Below are 17,700 nucleotides of genomic sequence, written 5' to 3' on the forward strand. Positions count from 1 at the left end.
TGTGGGACAGGCCTACCTTCATCGCTATGGCAACGTCGACTCTTCAGCTTCCGGCCGGTATCCCGGCCAAGGCACGCACTCGCAGCACGTCACCACGTGCGCACACCGGGCGTACCCTCCCTGTCTTCGTCCTGTCCGCCCTGCTGGCCACCGGCCAGATGTACATCCCGATTCCACTGTTCACCGCGATGAAAGCGGACTGGAACGTGGGCGCTGGCGTAATGACCTGGATCATCAGCGCCTTCGCCTTCGGCTATGCCGGTGGCTTCGTGCTGTTCGGCCCGCTGTCGGACCGCTACGGTCACCGCCGGGTGCTGGTCACCGGCATGATCGTCGCGGCGGTGGTCACACTGTTGACCGGTCTATCGTTCAGCGCCCCGATCGCGGTCGGTCTGCGGGTCGCGCAGGGCCTGGTCGTCGGGTCGATTCCACCGGCGATCATGGCCTATATCGCCACCCGCATCGCCCCGGCGCATCGCGCGGTGGTCACCATGTCGGTCGCCACGTCCTTCCTCGCCGCGACGGTCCTGGCTCAGATCGCCTCGCAGGCCGTTGTCGCCGCATTCCCGTGGCGCACCATGTTCATCGGCTCGGCCGTCGTCTTCGTGGCGCTCGCCTTCGTCCTGCGCGCGGTCATGCTCGACGACGCACCGACCGGCCGAGACAAGCCGCTGGTGCACAGCTACGCCGCGATCCCCGCGGTGCTGCGCATCAAGGCGCTGCTGCCGATGCTGGCCGCGGGCGCGCTGAGCATGGCGGTGATGGTCGGGGTGTACACCGGCATCGAAATCACCGGTCTGGTCAAGGGTTCCGGTGAACTGCTCGCGCTGCGGGCCGGTGCGCTGCCGGTGATGTTCGCACTGCCGCTGCTGGCCATTCCGCTCTCGCGCCTGACCAAGCCGGGGCAAATGGTGCTCGGCGTGCTGGTCGCCGCGACCGCCATGGTGATCGCCACCTTCGAGGGCACCCACCTCGCGGTGCTGACCATCCTGCTCGCGGTGCTGGTCGGCGGCCTCGGCGTCATCGCACCAGCGGTTCTGCAGACCGCGGGGGAGTTGGGTGGCCAAGCGCGCGCCGCCGCCTCCTCGGTCGCCATGTTCAGCTTCTACGTCGGCGCGACCGCCGGACCACTGGTCGCCGCTGCGGCTGCGCCACACGGCTTTACGGTCCTGGCATGGACACTGGCCACACTCCTGGTCGCAGCACTGGGCCTCACCCTGTTCGGAGTGCGTATCCAGCGTTCCACACTGCTCGCATAGCCAACTAGCGAACCACCAAGGCCGACATCGGAATCCGCCGATGTCGGCTTGGTGCATGGCGAACCCCACCTTGCGCCTGAGTGGCCGCTACCGCACAGCCCTTGCCGCTACCTCAGAGCGTGTGCCTGTGCCGCATAGCCCGTGCTGCTGTCGCATAGCGCGTGCCGCTACCGCATAGCGTGTGCCGGTGCCGCATAGCGCGTGCTGGTGCCGCATAGCGCGTGCTGGTGCCGCATAGCGCGTGCCGGTGCCGCATAGTGTGTGAGTTCTGCGCGATACCCATTGGCTGTGCGGCACTGCCAGCGGTGTCCCGGTGCGGTGCGCGCGGCGGCCTCATTTGATGACGTAGGGGGAGACCGAGCTGCGGTGTTCGCTGATGTCGAGGACCTTGCCGAGTGGCGGGAAGGCGCGCTGCGGGCAGTTGGCGCGTTCGCAGACGCGGCAGCCGGCACCGATCGGGGTGGCCTTGGCCTCGTCGAGATCGATGCCGTCGGCGTAGACGACCCGACCCGCGTGCCGCAGTTCGCAACCGAGGCCGATCGCGAAGGTCTTGCTGGCCTGGCCATATCGGGTCGCGCGGCGCTCGACGGTACGGGCGACCCACAGGTATTTGCGCCCGTCGGGCATCTGGGCGATCTGCGTCATGATCTTGCCCGGATAGGCGAAGGTCTCGTAGACGTTCCACAGTGGGCAGGTGCCGCCGCTGGCAGAGAAGTGAAAACCCGTGGCGGACTGGCGTTTCGACATATTGCCCGCCCGATCCACCCGCACGAATGAGAACGGGACCCCGCGCAGCTTGGGGCGCTGCAGCGTCGAGAGGCGATGGCAGATCGTCTCGTAGCTCTGGGTGAAGAAGGCCGAGAGTCGCTCGATGTCGTATCGGAAATCCTCGGCGACCTCGTGAAAGTGTGTGTAGGGCAGAACCGTTGCCGCGGCGAAGTAGTTGGCGAGGCCGAGCATGGCCAGCTTGCGGGCGTCCTCGGAGGTGAAATTGCCCTCCTCCACCAGCTTTTCGAGCAGGTCGCCGCACTCGAAATAGGCGAGTTCGGCGGCGAGTTTGAAGGTGCGCTGGCCGCCGGACAGGTGCGGCGCGATCTCGAGCCGCTGGGTCTGCGGGTCGTAGCGGTGCAGTACGCCCTCGCCGAGATCGATCCGCTCGACAATGCTTACATCGTGTGCGCGCAACCGGCGCGCGATCTCGCTGTTCACATCGCCGCCATGGAAGCGAATGCGGGCGGTGAGTTCCTCTGCGGCGGTGTCCAACTCGTGGATGTAGTTCTGCCGCTGGTAGAAGAAGTCGCGTACCTCCTCGTGCGGCTTGCTGATCGTCGCGCTGCCGGAGCCGTCGGCGAAACGGTCCTCGGTGGCGGCGGCCAGCTGTGCGGAGGTATTGCGATACCGGTTGTGCATATTGACCAGTGCGCGCGCCATGCTCGGATGCGCGGAGACCATATCCGCGATCTCCTGGGTATCGGCCTCGATGCCGAGCTCTTGGTCCATGACGACCTCTTGGAGTTCGGCGATGAGCCGGGTGTCGTCCTGGGAGGAGAAGAAGGTAGCGTCGACGCCGAAGACTTCGCTGATCCGCAGCAGTACCGGCACGGTGAGCGGGCGCACATCGTGTTCGATCTGATTGAGGTAACTCGCCGAGATCTCCAGCTTCTGGGCGAGTGAGACCTGGCTCAGCCCTCGTTCGGTCCGCAGCTGGCGAAGCCGCGCCCCGACGTAAGTCTTGGCCACGCGACCAGTTTATGAGGGCATTCGCAACCATGCCAATGGGCAATTAGCAGCAGTGCTGAGCGATATGTCACACCGCCGGGTTACCGTCGACTGATGCTGTTCTCGGATGTCGTGCAGGCCTCGGAGACCGTCCGTGCGACCCGGTCCCGTAAGACGAAGATCGCCACCCTGGCCGCGCTATTGACCGAGGCTGCCCCGGACGAGCTCGCGCCGGTGGTCGCCTGGGTGTCCGGTGAATTGCGGCAGGGTCGCATCGGCACCGGTTGGCGCACACTCACCACACTCGACTCCGCGCCGAGTGAGCTTGCGACGCTGACGGTTTCATCGGTGGACGGCACATTGAGCGAACTGGCGACCACATCGGGTCCCGGCTCGGCGAACCGGCGCAGGGACCTGCTCACGGCATTGTGGAGCGCCGCCACCGCCGAGCAGCAGGCCTTCCTGATGCGCCTACTAGGCGGTGAGTTGCGCCAGGGTGCGCTCACCGCGATCGTCGCCGAGGCGGTCGCCGTGGCCGCGGCGGTGCCGATCGAGCTGGTCCGGCGGGCGTACATGCTCTCCGGACAGCTACCCGTCACGGCCGTCGCCGCGCTGACCGGTGGAGTCGATGCGCTGAGCGAGTTCCGGCTCGAGGTCGGCCGTCCGATCCAGCCCATGCTCGCCGCGCCCGGTGCGTCGCTGGACGAAGTGCTGGCCGAATTCGGCGACGAGGTGAGCGTCGAGCACAAACTCGACGGCGCGCGCATCCAGGTGCATCGCCAGAATTCGCGGGTCTGGGTGTTCACCAGGACACTGCGCGATATCACCGCGAGTGTGCCGGAACTGGTCGACCTGGTCGCCCGGCTCGATTGCACGAGCGTGGTGCTGGACGGAGAAACGTTGGCGCTCACCGACTCCGGGCGGCCGCGTCCGTTCCAGGAGACGATGAGCCGCTTCGCCGAGGTCAGCTCGACCAGGGAACTGCTGCTGCACCCGTACTTCTTCGACTGCCTGCATCTGGATGGCGAGGACCTGCTCGACGCCCCGCTGTTCGAGCGCCGCACGGCACTGACCAAGGTGGCGGCCGCGCACAGCATCCCGGCGCTGATCCGGCCCGATGCGGAGGCCGCCGCCGAATACTTCGACGGTGCGCTGGCCGCCGGGCACGAGGGCGTGATGATCAAGTCACTGAACGCGCCCTACGCCGCCGGCCGCCGTGGCCGGGCCTGGCAGAAGATCAAGCCGACGCACACCCTCGACCTGCTGGTACTCGGCGCCGAGTGGGGATATGGACGGCGCACCGGATACCTGTCGAATCTGCATCTCGGCGCGCGCGATCCGGAAACCGGCGACCCGGTCATGGTCGGCAAGACCTTCAAGGGCCTCACCGACGCACTCCTGCAATGGCAGACCGCCGAATTCCCGCGCCACGAGCGCGCCCGCGATGAATACACGGTCTACCTCTGGCCCGAGCTCGTGGTCGAAATCGCCCTCGACGGCGTCCAGGTGAGTCCGCGCTATCCGGGCGGCGTCGCCCTGCGCTTCGCCCGCGTCGTCCGGTATCGCCCGGACAAGACCGCGGCCGATGTCGACACCATCGAAACCGTTCGCGCGCTGCTGCCGTGATCGGGCCCGTCCGAATCATTGTGCGGACCGCGGGGGTTCGGTTCCAGGGTTCATGCTGATACGCCGATGGCGGTCGGCTTCTCGGCCTCCGGCGGGTAGAGACCGGCTCCACGGTAGCCGACCCGGAATCGGTCCCGATAGGCGGCAACCGCGTGGCAATCTTGATCGCGAGTGCCGCACACTGGAGGGGTGACCGCGGATCTTCTGGTACTCCTGATCGTCATTGTCACGGCACTCGCATTCGACTTCACCAACGGCTTCCACGACACGGCCAATGCGATGGCGACTTCCATCGCCACCGGTGCACTGCGACCACGAGTCGCTGTCGCCGTATCCGCGGTTCTCAATCTGATCGGCGCTTTCCTGTCCGTGGCGGTCGCCGCGACGGTGGCCAAGGGCATTGTCCGGCTCGACGCCGTCCAGGGTGAGGCGCTGCTGATCATCGTGTTCGCCGGTCTGGTCGGCGGCATCCTGTGGAATCTGCTGACCTGGCTGTTCGGCCTGCCGTCGAGTTCCTCGCACGCGCTGTTCGGCGGCCTCATCGGTGCCACCGTCGTCGCACTGGGCTGGGGCGGGGTGATCTGGGCGCACGGCGCGGACGGTGTGCTGACCAAGATCGTGCTGCCGGCCCTGCTCGCACCGATCGTGGCCGCGCTGGTCTCCGCCATCGGGACGTGGAGCGTCTACCGGATCACCAGGAGTTCGGATCCCGACAAGGTCAACGAGGGTTTCCGCTGGGGGCAGATCGGCTCGGCCGCGCTGGTCTCGCTGGCGCACGGCACCAATGACGCGCAGAAGACGATGGGCGTCATCTTCCTCGCCCTGGTCGCGCACGGCACGCTGAACAAGAACGACGAGATGCCGCTGTGGGTGATGGCGGCCTGCGCCGCCGCCATCGCGGCGGGCACCTATCTCGGTGGCTGGCGGATAATCCGCACCCTCGGCAAGGGGCTGGTCGAGATCGATTCGCCGCAGGGGCTGGCCGCCGAATCCTCCTCCGCCGCCATCATCCTCACCTCCGCCCACTTCGGGCTGCCGCTGTCGACCACGCAGACCGCGACCGGATCGATCCTCGGCACCGGGCTCGGCAAGGGTGCGGAGGTGCGCTGGAGTGTGATGGGCCGGATGACCGTCGCCTGGCTGCTGACGCTGCCGCTCGCGGGCGTCGCCGGTGCGGTGTGCTGGGTCATCGCCCATCTCATCGGCGGGCTGCCCGGCGTGCTGGTGGTGTTCGCACTGCTGATCGCGCTGTCGGTGCTGATGTATCTGCGATCGCGGCGCGATCCGGTGCACACCGGCAATGTCAACGAGTGGCCCGGCGGAGCGCCCGAGGCCGACACGCCCGATGCTGCTGCGGGGCTTGCGAAGGACACCGAGACCGGAGCCGCGTCGGTCGCGGGGGATGGGCCATACGTGACCGCCGATCGATTGTCGCCGCCCGCCGGATCGTCCCCCAGGAAGACCGACGCATCGAACAGCCGTTCGGCTCAGGTCTGAGGAGGCGCACCGTGCACACACTCATCACCAATCTGAACGCGCTGTGGCAGGTGACTCTCGCGGGTCTGCTGCTCGGCGCGGGTCTGCCGATCGTGTTCGCCGTTGGGGTGCGGCTCTGGTCGGTCGCCGATGCGGTGTCCGCTGACGGCCATGCCGCCCGGCGCAATTACCGCGCGCTGGCCGGTGCGTACGCCTGCTTCGCGCTGATCGTCGCCGCGATTGTCACCGGAATTCTTTACACCGCGAAGGCGTTCCTGGCCGCTGAACTCGGAATTCATCTGTTCGGACAGTAGGAAGAGGTGCATCGTGACCGATCCAGCGAAATCCGCTCAGGTTCGGCCGAATCTGCTCGGCCGGGTCATCGGCTGGCTGCGGGCCGGATATCCGCAGGGGATTCCGCGATCGGACTATGTCGCCCTCTTCGCGGTGCTGCATCGTCATCTGACCGATTACGAGGTGGTCGCGATCGCCGAGGAGTTGGTGGACTCCAACCCGGACAGCCAGATCAGCCACGCCGATATCGAAGCGGCGATCGCGCGGATGGCGATGGAACAGCCGAACGCGCACGATATCGCGAGGGTCGCTTCACATCTGGCGGCTGGTGGCTGGCCGCTGGCGACGCCACTACCTGGAGATGATCACCGAGAGCACCAATAGTATGCCGTCGGAATCCGTTGCCGCCCAGGTGCACTCGCTGTTCGATGCCCATGCGCGACCGGTTCCCGAATCCCTGATGCGGCGGCGCAATAGTGCCTGTCATCATCGAGTTCCCTTCGGGTGGAACGACATTCGCTGTGGCATAGGCCCCATGCCGTAGCAAAATCGGACGATCGACCGATAGTCCGGTCGGAGCGCGACGGCGCGCTCCGATTCGAGAAGGAGGTCGATCATGGTGCGGTGGACGAGGAGTTCACGCACGGTCCAACGGATGCTGATGCAGACCGTTGTCGCCGCAACATTGGCACTCGCTCCCGCGGCGGCAATCGCGCCCGCGTTCGCAACCCCGGACACCGGCGCCCCAACGGCGGCCCCGACTCCCGCCCCGATTCCCACCCAGGCTCCGATTCCCACTCAGGCTCCGGCGCCGACCCAACCCGCGCCGACCCAACCCGCGCCGACTCAACCCGCGCCGACTCAACCCGCGCCGACTCAACCCGCGCCGACACAGCCCGCGCCGACACAGCCCGCCACACCGAGCCCGACTCCGCTGCCGACCCCGCCGCCCGACGTCTTCGGCCCGGACGGCTATGGTCCCGACGGCTATGGTCCCGACGGCTATGGTCCCGACGGCTACGACCGCTCCGGTTTCGACCACTCGGGTTATGACCGCTCGGGCCGCGACCGGTTCGGCTACGACCGCAGCGGGTACGACACATGGGGCTACGACCGCGCGGGGCGGGACCGGTTCGGCTACGACCGCAGCGGCTATGACCTGTGGGGTTACGACCGTTGGGGCCGTGACGCGGCGGGATACAACCGACAGGGTTGCAGCGTGCAGGGGCCCGACCGCCTCGATGCCAACCATGAGGAATGCGAGCGGCAGCGCCGGGCCATCCCGTCCACTGGCAGCGCCAACTGACCATTTCCCAGGCGATTCACAGCTGGAACGCCAATATTCTCGAGGTTGTCCGAGCAGTATGACGATGTCGACGAACGGAAGCGGGCTCCGCGGACAGAGCTCTACCCCACGGCTTCCAATTCGCTCGACCCTGGCGGTTCACTGCTCGGACCGTCTCGCCGCTGACCGGCGGTGTCGATCCCTCGCTCGCGCCGCCGGTCCGCAACAACCTCGTCGGAGGCTTGCGGTGGCCGCGGCTTCAGCGGGAGCAGCCAGACGATCGCGGCGACGAGCGCGATGGTGGCGAGCAGGGTGTACGAATCACCGAGCAGGAATTGCCATGGCGTCCAACGGAATTCCCGGCCTTCGGTCTGCGGTACCAGCCAGATCAGCCCCTGTGGCAGCAGCGGCAGTTCCGGATCCCATGATCCGACCCGATCGACCTGTAGCGGCCACGCGAAGACGAACAGATAGATGACCGCGGGAATGCCGATCCGAATGGCGAGCGGGCGATGGCGTAGCGCGTGGATCACCCACAGCAGCGCGGGCACGATCCACACCCAGTAGTGGGTCCAGGAAATCGGCGAGACCAGCAGCATGACCGTGGCCGCGAGCAGTGCGCCGAGCAATTCGTCACCGCGCAGGTGGGCGATGCGCGCCGCCGCGATTCCGGCGAGTGCGAGCAGACCGGCGCAGACGAACGAGGATGTGGTGTCATCCCAGGTCGACCATTCCAGACGGCCGAACATGCCATTGATCGACTGGTTCTGCACATAGGCGAAGCCGATTCGGTTCTGCGAGGTCGTGGTCGTCGTCCAGAACTGCAGCGCCTGGGTCGGCCGGTACCAGAAGCCGATCGCGACCGTCGCGGCGAAGGTCGCGGCGGCCGTTGCGGCGGCACGGTACTGGCGGGTGATGAACAGGTAGACGATGAAGACCGCGGGTGTCAGCTTCAACCCCGTCGCGATGCCGATGAGGATGCCCCGATACCGGCTCTGTTTGGGGATGGCCAGATCCGCCAGCACCAGTGCCATGAGGATCGCGCTGAGCTGTCCGAATCGAAAGGTCTGCTGGACCGGCTCCAACCAGATCGCGGCCCCGGTGACGGCGATGGATATCGCGAGCAAACCCGGCCCGCGCCGGAGTTGCTGCAGTCTCGCGGCGCTCCACACGCTCACGAACAGCGACGCCATGGTCAGTATCGTGACGCCGGTCCCGATGTAGTTGATCGGGAAGCGGGAGAGTTCGGCACAGATCCACGCGGCGAATACGGGGTAGAGGAAGGGGAGGCCGAGCGGGCCGCGGCCGTCGTACAGCAACGTCGGATGCGTCGCCGCGACGGTACCGCCCCACATATAGACCTGTAGATCTACTTGGTGCCAGTACATCTGCCAGTTCGGCCGTAGAAAGACCAGCCAGGCGCCGATGGACAGGGATGCGAATACGACTGCGGCACTGAGCGATAACTTGTGCGGGGCTTTCTGCTGCGTCCCCACACCGGCAGCGCGCTGTTCTCCTGATTGCAGGATGACAGCCATGGAGTTGTTATTCCTTCATCAGGTGATACAGCTCGAACGGACAGCAAACCTTTAGCTAAACTAAGAGCAATTCAGCCTATCATTACTGATCGCCGATGGCTGCCCGTACTTCCCCCGGATGGCGAGGTCTATCCGGCGAGCACGCGCAGCAGATGCTCGACCTCTGACCGGATCGCTGCGCGTGCGGGTTCGAGGTACTTGCGCGGATCGACGACCGCGGGGCGGTCGGCGAAGGTGGTCCGAATCGCGTCCGTGGCAAGGACATTCAGCCGGGTGGCGATATTGATTTTGGTCATACCGTGCTCGACGGCGGCGCGCAGTCCCGCGTCGGGGACCCCGGAGGAGCCGTGCAGTACCAGCGGGACGGGCACCTTCGCGGCCAGCCGGGCGATCAGGTCATTATCCAATTCGGCGGTGCGGGTATGCATGGCGTGCGAGGAGCCGACCGCGACGGCCAGGGCGTCCACGCCGGTGGTGGCGACGAATTCGACCGCCTCGTCCGGATCGGTGCGCGCCCCGGGCGCGTGCGCGCCGTCTTTACCGCCCACCTCGCCGAGTTCGGCCTCGACGAAGACCTCGCGGTCATGACACCAGCGCGTGATATCGGCGGTGGCGGAGACGTTTTCGGCGTAGTCGAGGGTGGAGCCGTCGTACATGACCGAGCGGATGCCGAGTTCGACCGCGGTGCGGATGAGTTCGAACGAGGTGGCGTGGTCCAGGTGTACGGCGATATCGGCGGTGCTGTCGGCGGCGATGCGCAGGCAGGCGAGTGCGATCGGGGCCAGCGCGCCGTGGTAGTGCACCGTATTCTCCGAAAGCTGGAGCAGCACTGGCCGTTTCGCCGCTTCGGCGGCCGCCGCGATGGCCTCGGCATGCTCGAGGGTGATCACATTGAAGGCGCCGAGGCCGCCGGGACGGGCGGCGGTGATCAGGTCCGGGACGGGTCTGGCGGTCATGCGGATTTCTCCTGCGGGGTGGTTAGTCGTTCGACGACCACCGTGGGGGCGATGCGGGCGCGCAGGCAGCGGTCGATCTCACCCGCGACCGGAATGACGACCGCGGCGGCGGAGGTGGCCACGGCATCGACGAGGATGGCCGACCAGTCCGGCAGGCCATCCGCATCGGAGAGGGCCGCGATGACCGCGGCGGTCGCGGCATCGCCCGCACCGGTGGGATTTCCGGCGAGCGGTTCGGGTAGTACGGCCGACCACGCGCCCTCGGCGGTGACCACCACCATGCCCTCCGCGCCGCGGGTGGCGATAATGGCGCGCACGCCGCGTTCGATGAGCGGCTGTGCGGCCGTGGCGATCTCATCCGGGGTCACCGGAACGCGTCCGGTGAGACGTTCCAGCTCTTCGGTATTCGGCATCAGGATGATGCCGGGGACCTGGGCGGCCAGGCGCAGTGCTTCGCCGTCGACATCACAGATGGTCGGCACGCCCGCGGTAATGGCGGTGCGCGCGATTTCCGCGGGCAGGCCGGGCACGATGCCGCCCGGCAGTGATCCGGAGATGACCAGGCCGTTGATATCCGGGAGCATGCCGGACACCCGGACCGAGAGCTGTTCGGCGGCATGCGGATTCGACACCCGCGCGCCCGGCTCCCACAACGCGGTCGCGGTGCCGTCGCCGGACTCGCTGATCACCACCGTGCGTCGGACCCAGGGCAGTGCGTGCACGAAATCGACCGGCATCTCCAGTTCGGCGGCGGCCGCGAAGGCGTGGTCGGAAAAGCCCGTTGCCCGAGCGTATTTTCCGAGCTGATTGAGCACGCGCGTCACATTGATGCCCTTCCCGCCGATCCGCTGTTCGACCGAGCGGACCCGATGTGCCTGGCCGCGTTCGAAATGCTCTACGCGGTAGGTCATGTCATAGGCGGGATTCATTGTCACGGTGAGGATCACGTCAACCACTGTCCACGTCTGAGCACCCGGCGCAACTGGAGATTGTCATCAACTATCACCAGGTCGGCGAGCAGGTCGGTACGGAGGTCGCCCACCTCGGTCAGTCCCGCCGCATCGGCGGGTACCGCTGTGGCGGCGATCACAGCATCGCGCAGTGGCACACCGCAGGCGCCGACCGCCCAGGTGAGGCATTTCAGGAGGTGAGCGGTGCCGCCCGCGATGGATCCATTGGACACCCGGGCCACACCATTGCTGACCCGGACAATCTGCGGGCCGAGCCGATATTCGCCATCGGGCATGCCCGCGGCCTGCATCGCGTCGGTGATCAGTGCGACCTGTCCGGGTGCGGTCGCGAAAACCAATGCGCCGAAACCGGGGTCGATGTGCACACCGTCGCCGATCAATTCGACGACCGCCTGCCGTCGCGCCGCGGCGACCAGTGCCGCGGCCACCGGACCGGGCTCGCGGTGGTGCAGCGGCGGCATACCGTTCGCCAGGTGGGTGACCAGACTGCCGAAGCCGTTGGGGCGCATGGCCTGCTGGAAGCGGGTGAAGTCGGTATCGCTGTGGCCCAGCGACACCACCACGCCGCTATCGGAAAGACGTTGGGCCACCTTGTCGAATCCGGGCAGCTCCGGTGCGAGCGTCATTACCCGCAGCTCACCGTCGGCGGCCGCGAGCAGTCGATCGGTCAGTTCGAGATCGGGATCGCGCAGATAGCGCGGATCCTGCGCGCCACATCGCGCCGCCGCCAGAAACGGCCCCTCGGCATGGATTCCGCCGATGGTGCCGTCGATGGCCAGTGCGCGCAGCGCAGCGACCTGCGCGACCATATCCGCTGCGGCGCCGGTGACCACGCTGGCCAGCACCGTTGTCGATCCATGCGCGTGGTGGAACTCGGCAGCCGAGCGCGCCTCATCGGCGTCGACGGTGTCGAACCGATGTCCGAATCCGCCGTGGTTGTGTATGTCGACAAGGCCGGGCAGCACGGTGCCCGAAAACGGTGGCACGCTCGAATCCGGATGCGCGGCAACCCAGTCCGCGAGTGATGACACGCGGTCGATCCGCCCGGCTCGCACGGACACCACGCCGTCGTCGAAACTCGAGCTCGCCGATACGATCCGTCCGCGGATCTCGAGCGTCGTGCGGCCACCGGCGCCCGTCTCGACGCTGGTCACGTCAGGGCTCCGGACCTGGCGAACAGGGCCGCACCCATCAGTCCCGCCCGAGCGCCGAATTCACCGAGCAGCACCCGCGGTGCCGGTACCACGCGCAGGCGTTCGGCAATGGTGTGCTGCAGTGGTTCGGTGAGGGCGGGTCCGGCGCCGGCCAGTCCGCCGCCGAGGATGATCAGTTCCGGACAGGCCGCGTGGATGAGGCCGAGCAGTCCGTCGGCCAGCGCGCTGATCGCCTCGCCGACAACGGCTTTGGCATCGGAATCGGTATCGAGCAGTGCGAAGACATCGGCCGCGCTCGCCGTTTCGTGTCCGGTGCGCTGCGCATAGGCGCGGGCGATGGCCGCACCCGATGCGACGGTTTCCACGCAGCCGATATTGCCGCAGGGACAACGCAATCCGTCCGCATGCCGAACCGGAATATGGCCGTACTCACCGGTCTGCCCGTAGCCGCTGCGTACCAGGTGGCCGCCGACGGAGAGGGTGCCGCTGATGCCGGTGCCCAGAATGACCACGCAGACATCGTCGTGGCCACGCCCGGCGCCATAGCGCCATTCGGCCCATCCGGCCACCGCGACATCGTGTTCGATCAGCACCGGCATGCCCCAGCGGCGGATGAATCGGTCGCCGATATGCACATCACGCCAGCCGACATTGCTGCTGAATACCGCGATCGAGCGGACCGGGTCGACGATGCCGGGCAGTAGTACGGCCGCGCGCGCGACCCGGTCGCGCTGGTCAGCGCTCAGCTCGGCCAACAGCTGATCGCCGAGGGCGCCCATGGTTTCGAAGGCCGCCTCACCCTGCGGTGTGGCCACCACGCCGGCGGCCAGCGCCGTGCCGGAGGCGTCGGTGATCTCGCCCTTCATGGTGGTGCCGCCGACATCGAGACCGAGCACCAGCAGATCCTCGCCCAACACCGGGACCGGTTGCGGCGGTACCGCAACCGGTCCCGGCGCCGCTGCGGCGTCCGGCACCGCCGAGCGCACCGCGTCCGTGCGGTCCGCGAGATCGTCGCGGTGCACGGTGGTCGGGGGCTGTTCGGTTCCCATCTTCGGCACAGTAGTTCCGTTACCGGCCGATCACTGATCCAGCACGACGGAACGGTTGAGGTTGCGCGGATGGTCCGGATCCAGACCCTGGTCGGCGGCGCGCAGCACGCAGAGCTGATGGACGCGGACCAGATCGGCCATCGGGTCGATATCGCGGTGTTCGAAGGTGGCCCCGGTGACGGCGACATCGGCCGCGAAATTCGGGACCAGCGGCCCGAAGGCCCACACGGCCCGGCCCGGCGCGGAGATGCTGATCGGTCCGTGCCGGTATTCGGTCTGCAGGTAGGACTCGGTCCAGGATTGGCAGGATTCGCGCAGTTTGAGCCCCGCCTCCTCGGCGATCGCGGCCGCGAAGCCCATCCCGACGAAGCTGATCTGCTCGGCACGGCGCACCGCGGCCAATGCCTGCGCCGGGTCTTCGGCCAGTACGGCGCGCGCCTGCTCGATGGCCGGACGCAGGTCCTCGCCCAGGTGCCAGCGCAGGATGGCCAGTGTGGTGGTGGCGAAGCGGGTCTGCACCACCGACAGTTCGTCGACCTCCTCGATCAGGATCGGATCGCCGAGGTCGAGTACCGCAGTGCCCGGACTGCTGCAGATGACGGTGCGCGGAATGGCTTCCGGGATCTCCCGCATGGCATTGACCACCTCGGTGGTGGTGCCGGAGCGGCAGATGACGAGGTAGCGGTCGTAGTCGCGACCGCTACGGACCTCGCTGGCAGGCCAGGCGTCGGTCAGGCCCTGTCCCGCGTCCTCGCGCAGTGACGCGATGGCGCGGGACATGAACAGCGAAGTGCCGCAACCGATAACGGCGACACGCTCGCCCGGTTGGGGCAGTACGGCGCGGTATTGGGCGGCGATGGTCTCGGCGCGGACCCAGTCGTCGGGCTGGGTGGCGACTTCGGCGGCCAGATGAGTCACGGGTGTGGGGTGAGCGGAAATCGGCACGACAACAGAATCGCCCCATGTGATCGTTCATGTCAAATTTACGAGCGAATCAGTCACATGTGATCACTATGAGGTCTACATTGTTGGACAGTCGATTCGTTCGCTCCATCATCGGCGCTCCAGTGACGCCCGGAGTGAAAATTTGAAAGGTTCTGCTCGTGAAAAGACCACTCCACGGCGTACTCGCGGGGATCGCGATGGTGACCGGCCTCGCGCTCGCCGTCTCCTCCTGCGGCTTCGGCTCCAAAGACTCGGCCGACTCGGAAAAGACGATCAACTTCCTCGCCCCCAGTTACAGCGACGGCGCCAACGGCACGAAGGCGCTGTGGGACCGCATCATCGATGACTTCCAGAAGCAGAACCCGGACTACAAGGTGAAACTGCAACTGGAGTCGTGGGATTCGATCAACGATGTGGTGAAGACCAAGCTGCAGTCCACCTCCACCACCCCGGACCTGCTGAATATCGACGCGTATGCCAGCTTCGCCGGTGACGGCATGCTCTACCCCGCCTCCGAGGTGGTCTCGCCGAACGTGCTCTCGGATGTGCAGCCCGGCTTCGCGAAGAACGCCTCGTTGAACGGCACGCAGTTCGCCATGCCGCTGTTCGCCTCGACCCGCACCCTGTTCTACAACACCGACCTCTTCGCCAAGGCCGGGGTGGCCACGCCGCCCAAGACCTGGGCCGAACTGACCGATGCCGCCAGGAAGATCCAGGCGCTCGGCGGCGGCGTCTCCGGCTACGGCCTGCCGCTGGGCAGTGAGGAATCGCAGGCCGAGACCTCGCTGTGGACCTTCGGGGCGGGCGGTAACTGGTCCGAGGGCGACAAGATCACCGTCGACACCCCGCAGAATCTGGAGGGGGTCAAGGCCATGCGCGAGATCATCGACGCGGGGGTCACCCAGCCGAATCCAGGTGCGACCAACCGCAAGGACGTCATCAATTCCTTCATCCAGGGCAAGATCGGCATGATCGAGGGTCTGCCGCCGACCATCGCCCAGATCGCGGATAAGAACCCGGGTCTGAAGTACGCCACCGCGCCCTCGCCGACCAAGGACGGCGCGCCGGTCACCCTCGGTGTGGCCGATCACCTGATGGCCTTCAAGAAGGACGGCAAGAAGGCCGAGACGATCAAGAAGTTCCTCGACTTCTTCTACTCGGCGAATGTGTACGCGAACTTCGTCAAGAACGAGCACTTCATCCCGATCACCACCAGTGCCACCACGGTGCTCGCCGATGACCCGGTGACCAAGGCCTTCGCGGCGACCCTGCCGGTGGCCAAGTTCTATCCGAGCAACAACCCGAAGTGGGCCGCGGCGCAGGGTGCCATGCATCAGCAGATGGGCACCATCGCGCAAGGTGCGGACCCGAGCCAGGTGTTGCAGCGTATTCAGGAAGCAACGAAGTAGCGTGGGGCGCTTGACCACGCAGGGCCCCGGGCGGGCCGGGAATCGGGCGGAGCGGTTCGGGTGCGGATAGCGAAGAATTCGACGCTGCGGGCGGCCCCGTGGATCGGGCCCGCCCTGGTGCTGATCGCGGCCATTGTCGCGTTCCCGGTCGGCTATATGGTCTGGACCAGCACCCGGGATCTGAGCGCCTACGGTCAGGACCGCGGTCCGGCCGGGCTGGCCAATTACCGAAACCTGTTCGATATCAGCGAATTGGGATCGGTATTGGCGCACACCGTGGTCTGGGTGGTCAGCGTCGTGCTGATCACCCTGGTGCTCTCGGCGGGCCTGGCGCAGTTCCTGAACAAGGACTTCCCGGGACGCACCGCGGTGCGCATGGCGATCCTGGTGCCGTGGGCGGCCTCGGTGGTCATGACGACGACCATCTTCTATTACATGCTCGATCCGGATGTCGGCATCGCCAACCGGTTTCTGGTCGATATCGGGCTGCTGGATCGCGGCTACGGCTTCACCAAACAGCCGACGCCCGCATTCCTGGTGGCGATCGGCGTCGCGTGCTTCGTCTCGATTCCGTTCACCACCTACACGATTCTGGCTGGGCTGCAATCGATTCCGGCCGAGATCGAGGAGGCGGGCCGGGTCGACGGCGCCACCGCCTGGCAGCGCTACCGGTATCTCACCCTGCCGCAGCTGCGTCCGGCGATCGCGGTGGCGACCATTATCAACATCATCAATGTGTTCAACTCGCTGCCCATTCTGCAGGTGATCACCGGCGGCATCGCGGGCTTCGGTGCGGATACGACAACGACGTTGACCTTCAAGCTGATTCGGCAGAATCAACAGCTCGATACCGCCGCCGCCATGAGCGTGCTCAACTTCGTGCTGATCGTGGTCATCATCGCGATCTACGTGAAGATCATCAAGCCGACGCAGCAGGTGGATTGATGTACGCCTACCCAGGACCGATGAGTACCTACCGAGGCGAGGTGCGCCGATGACCACGCAGGCGGATATACACATCGACGGTGTGGAAATCCCGCCGGACACCACGGTTGTCGAGGCGCCGAACGGGCGGGCGCGGCGGCGGCGCTGGGAACTCACCGCGGTCGGGGTGGTGCTGGCGGTCATCTTCCTGACCCCGTTCGTGGTGATGGTGCTCGGCTCGCTGAAGAGTCGCGCCGAAATCCTGCGCATCCCACCGACCTATCTGCCCGAGACGTGGCATCCGGACAACTACGCCACCATGTGGGACACCCCGGAGACGCCGCTGCCGTTCAATCTGGTGAGCACGATCGTCATCTCGGTATGTGCCACCGTGCTGGTGCTGGTCGTCGCGATACCGGCCGCGTATTACACCGCGCGGCACAAGTTTCCGGGCCGGGCGATATTCCTCGCGCTGGTACTTGTCACCCAGATGCTGCAGCCGACCGTGCTGGTGACCGGCCTGATCCGGGAGTTCTTCACCCTCGGCATCAATGACACCTGGCTGGCGATGATCCTGGTGAACGCGGCATTCAACCTCTCGTTCGCGGTGTGGATCCTGCACAGCTTCTTCGCCGCCGTTCCGGTGGAGATCGAGGAGGCCGCGAAGCTCGACGGTCTGAGTCGGTGGCAGATCCTGGTCCGGGTGAGTCTGCCGCTGGTGTGGCCGGGCATTGTCACCGCGACGATCTTCGTGGTGGTGGCCTGCTGGAACGAGTTCGCGGCCAGCTTGGTGGTGTTGACCACTCCGGAGAATCAGCCGCTGTCGGTGGCACTGACCAAATTCGTCGGACAGTACGACACGGCCTGGCAGTACGTCTTCTCCATCTCGACCGTGGGCATCGTTCCGGTGGTCATCCTGTTCGCATTCATCGAGAAGCGCTTGGTCGCGGGACTGACCGCGGGCAGCGTCAAGTAATCGCCCGGGAGCGGCGGGTGGCCATGTGCCACCCGCCTTTTCGGTTGCGAGCCACGCGGAAGTAGCGCTCGTCCGAAAGTCCGCGGACCGGTGCGGGCACTTCCACCCGGTAGCATCGA

General features: G+C 66.5%; 16 protein-coding genes. 9 read left to right on the forward strand and 7 right to left on the reverse strand.

The features are described 5' to 3' along the window. Positions 1-26 precede the first annotated feature (26 nt). Complete coding sequence (locus ACQP0C_RS04135) at positions 27-1,259, forward strand: MFS transporter (protein WP_433730707.1); 1,233 nt, start codon at positions 27-29, stop codon at positions 1,257-1,259. A gap of 333 nt (positions 1,260-1,592) precedes the next feature. Here the strand turns inward: ACQP0C_RS04135 and ramB are convergent, their stop codons facing one another. Then, a complete protein-coding gene (gene ramB / locus ACQP0C_RS04140) occupies positions 1,593-2,999 on the reverse strand; it encodes an acetate metabolism transcriptional regulator RamB (protein ID WP_433730709.1) in 1,407 nt (468 codons plus the stop codon). A 93-nt stretch (positions 3,000-3,092) separates the two neighbouring features. Here ramB and ACQP0C_RS04145 point away from each other — a divergent pair, with 93 nt between their 5' ends. The 5 genes from ACQP0C_RS04145 to ACQP0C_RS04165 all read left to right on the forward strand — a co-directional run bounded on the left by ACQP0C_RS04145 (position 3,093) and on the right by ACQP0C_RS04165 (position 7,680). Beyond that, on the forward strand, positions 3,093-4,604 hold the full coding sequence (locus ACQP0C_RS04145; protein ID WP_433730711.1) for an ATP-dependent DNA ligase: 1,512 nt from the start codon (positions 3,093-3,095) through the stop codon (positions 4,602-4,604). 189 nt (positions 4,605-4,793) lie between these two features. Next, a complete protein-coding gene (locus tag ACQP0C_RS04150; protein ID WP_433730713.1) occupies positions 4,794-6,101 on the forward strand; it encodes an anion permease in 1,308 nt (435 codons plus the stop codon). A gap of 11 nt (positions 6,102-6,112) precedes the next feature. Continuing rightward, the gene (locus ACQP0C_RS04155) at positions 6,113-6,394 is read left to right on the forward strand and encodes a hypothetical protein (protein ID WP_433730715.1); all 282 of its coding nucleotides are present in this window, start codon (positions 6,113-6,115) and stop codon (positions 6,392-6,394) included. 13 nt (positions 6,395-6,407) lie between these two features. Next, on the forward strand, positions 6,408-6,758 hold the full coding sequence (locus ACQP0C_RS04160) for a DUF3349 domain-containing protein (protein WP_433730717.1): 351 nt from the start codon (positions 6,408-6,410) through the stop codon (positions 6,756-6,758). Between the two features lie 232 nt (positions 6,759-6,990). Further along, positions 6,991-7,680 (forward strand): hypothetical protein, encoded by a 690-nt coding sequence (locus ACQP0C_RS04165; protein ID WP_433730719.1) that lies wholly within the window; start codon positions 6,991-6,993, stop codon positions 7,678-7,680. A gap of 101 nt (positions 7,681-7,781) precedes the next feature. Here the strand turns inward: ACQP0C_RS04165 and ACQP0C_RS04170 are convergent, their stop codons facing one another. The 6 genes from ACQP0C_RS04170 to ACQP0C_RS04195 form a co-directional block, all read right to left on the reverse strand. Beyond that, positions 7,782-9,197, reverse strand: coding sequence for a glycosyltransferase 87 family protein (locus tag ACQP0C_RS04170; protein ID WP_433730721.1), 1,416 nt, complete (start codon positions 9,195-9,197; stop codon positions 7,782-7,784). Between the two features lie 128 nt (positions 9,198-9,325). Then, positions 9,326-10,153, reverse strand: a complete 828-nt coding sequence (locus tag ACQP0C_RS04175) for a class II fructose-bisphosphate aldolase (protein WP_433730723.1) — start codon at positions 10,151-10,153, stop codon at positions 9,326-9,328. Further along, complete coding sequence (locus tag ACQP0C_RS04180; protein ID WP_433730725.1) at positions 10,150-11,100, reverse strand: hexose kinase; 951 nt, start codon at positions 11,098-11,100, stop codon at positions 10,150-10,152. The genes ACQP0C_RS04175 and ACQP0C_RS04180 overlap by 4 nt, the downstream gene beginning before the upstream one ends. Then, positions 11,097-12,278 (reverse strand): N-acetylglucosamine-6-phosphate deacetylase, encoded by a 1,182-nt coding sequence (locus ACQP0C_RS04185; RefSeq protein WP_433730727.1) that lies wholly within the window; start codon positions 12,276-12,278, stop codon positions 11,097-11,099. The genes ACQP0C_RS04180 and ACQP0C_RS04185 overlap by 4 nt, the downstream gene beginning before the upstream one ends. Beyond that, positions 12,275-13,327 carry an ROK family protein gene (locus tag ACQP0C_RS04190; RefSeq protein ID WP_433730729.1) on the reverse strand — a complete coding sequence of 351 codons (1,053 nt, stop codon included), beginning with the start codon at positions 13,325-13,327 and terminating at the stop codon, positions 12,275-12,277. Before ACQP0C_RS04190 ends, ACQP0C_RS04185 begins: the two co-directional genes overlap by 4 nt. Before the next feature lie 30 nt (positions 13,328-13,357). Further along, on the reverse strand, positions 13,358-14,272 hold the full coding sequence (locus ACQP0C_RS04195; protein ID WP_433730731.1) for an SIS domain-containing protein: 915 nt from the start codon (positions 14,270-14,272) through the stop codon (positions 13,358-13,360). A gap of 158 nt (positions 14,273-14,430) precedes the next feature. On the opposite strand from ACQP0C_RS04195, the gene ACQP0C_RS04200 reads away from it, so the two are divergent. The 3 genes from ACQP0C_RS04200 to ACQP0C_RS04210 are packed head-to-tail and all read left to right on the forward strand — an operon-like array spanning position 14,431 to position 17,581. Continuing rightward, positions 14,431-15,681, forward strand: coding sequence for an extracellular solute-binding protein (locus tag ACQP0C_RS04200; RefSeq protein ID WP_433730733.1), 1,251 nt, complete (start codon positions 14,431-14,433; stop codon positions 15,679-15,681). Between the two features lie 60 nt (positions 15,682-15,741). Then, positions 15,742-16,626: a carbohydrate ABC transporter permease gene (locus tag ACQP0C_RS04205; protein WP_433730735.1), complete on the forward strand. Its 885-nt coding sequence runs from the start codon at positions 15,742-15,744 to the stop codon at positions 16,624-16,626. A gap of 49 nt (positions 16,627-16,675) precedes the next feature. Beyond that, positions 16,676-17,581, forward strand: a complete 906-nt coding sequence (locus ACQP0C_RS04210) for a carbohydrate ABC transporter permease (protein ID WP_433730737.1) — start codon at positions 16,676-16,678, stop codon at positions 17,579-17,581. The last annotated feature ends 119 nt before the right edge of the window (positions 17,582-17,700 follow it).

Source organism: Nocardia sp. CA-129566 (assembly GCF_050956075.1).
GTDB lineage: Bacteria > Actinomycetota > Actinomycetes > Mycobacteriales > Mycobacteriaceae > Nocardia.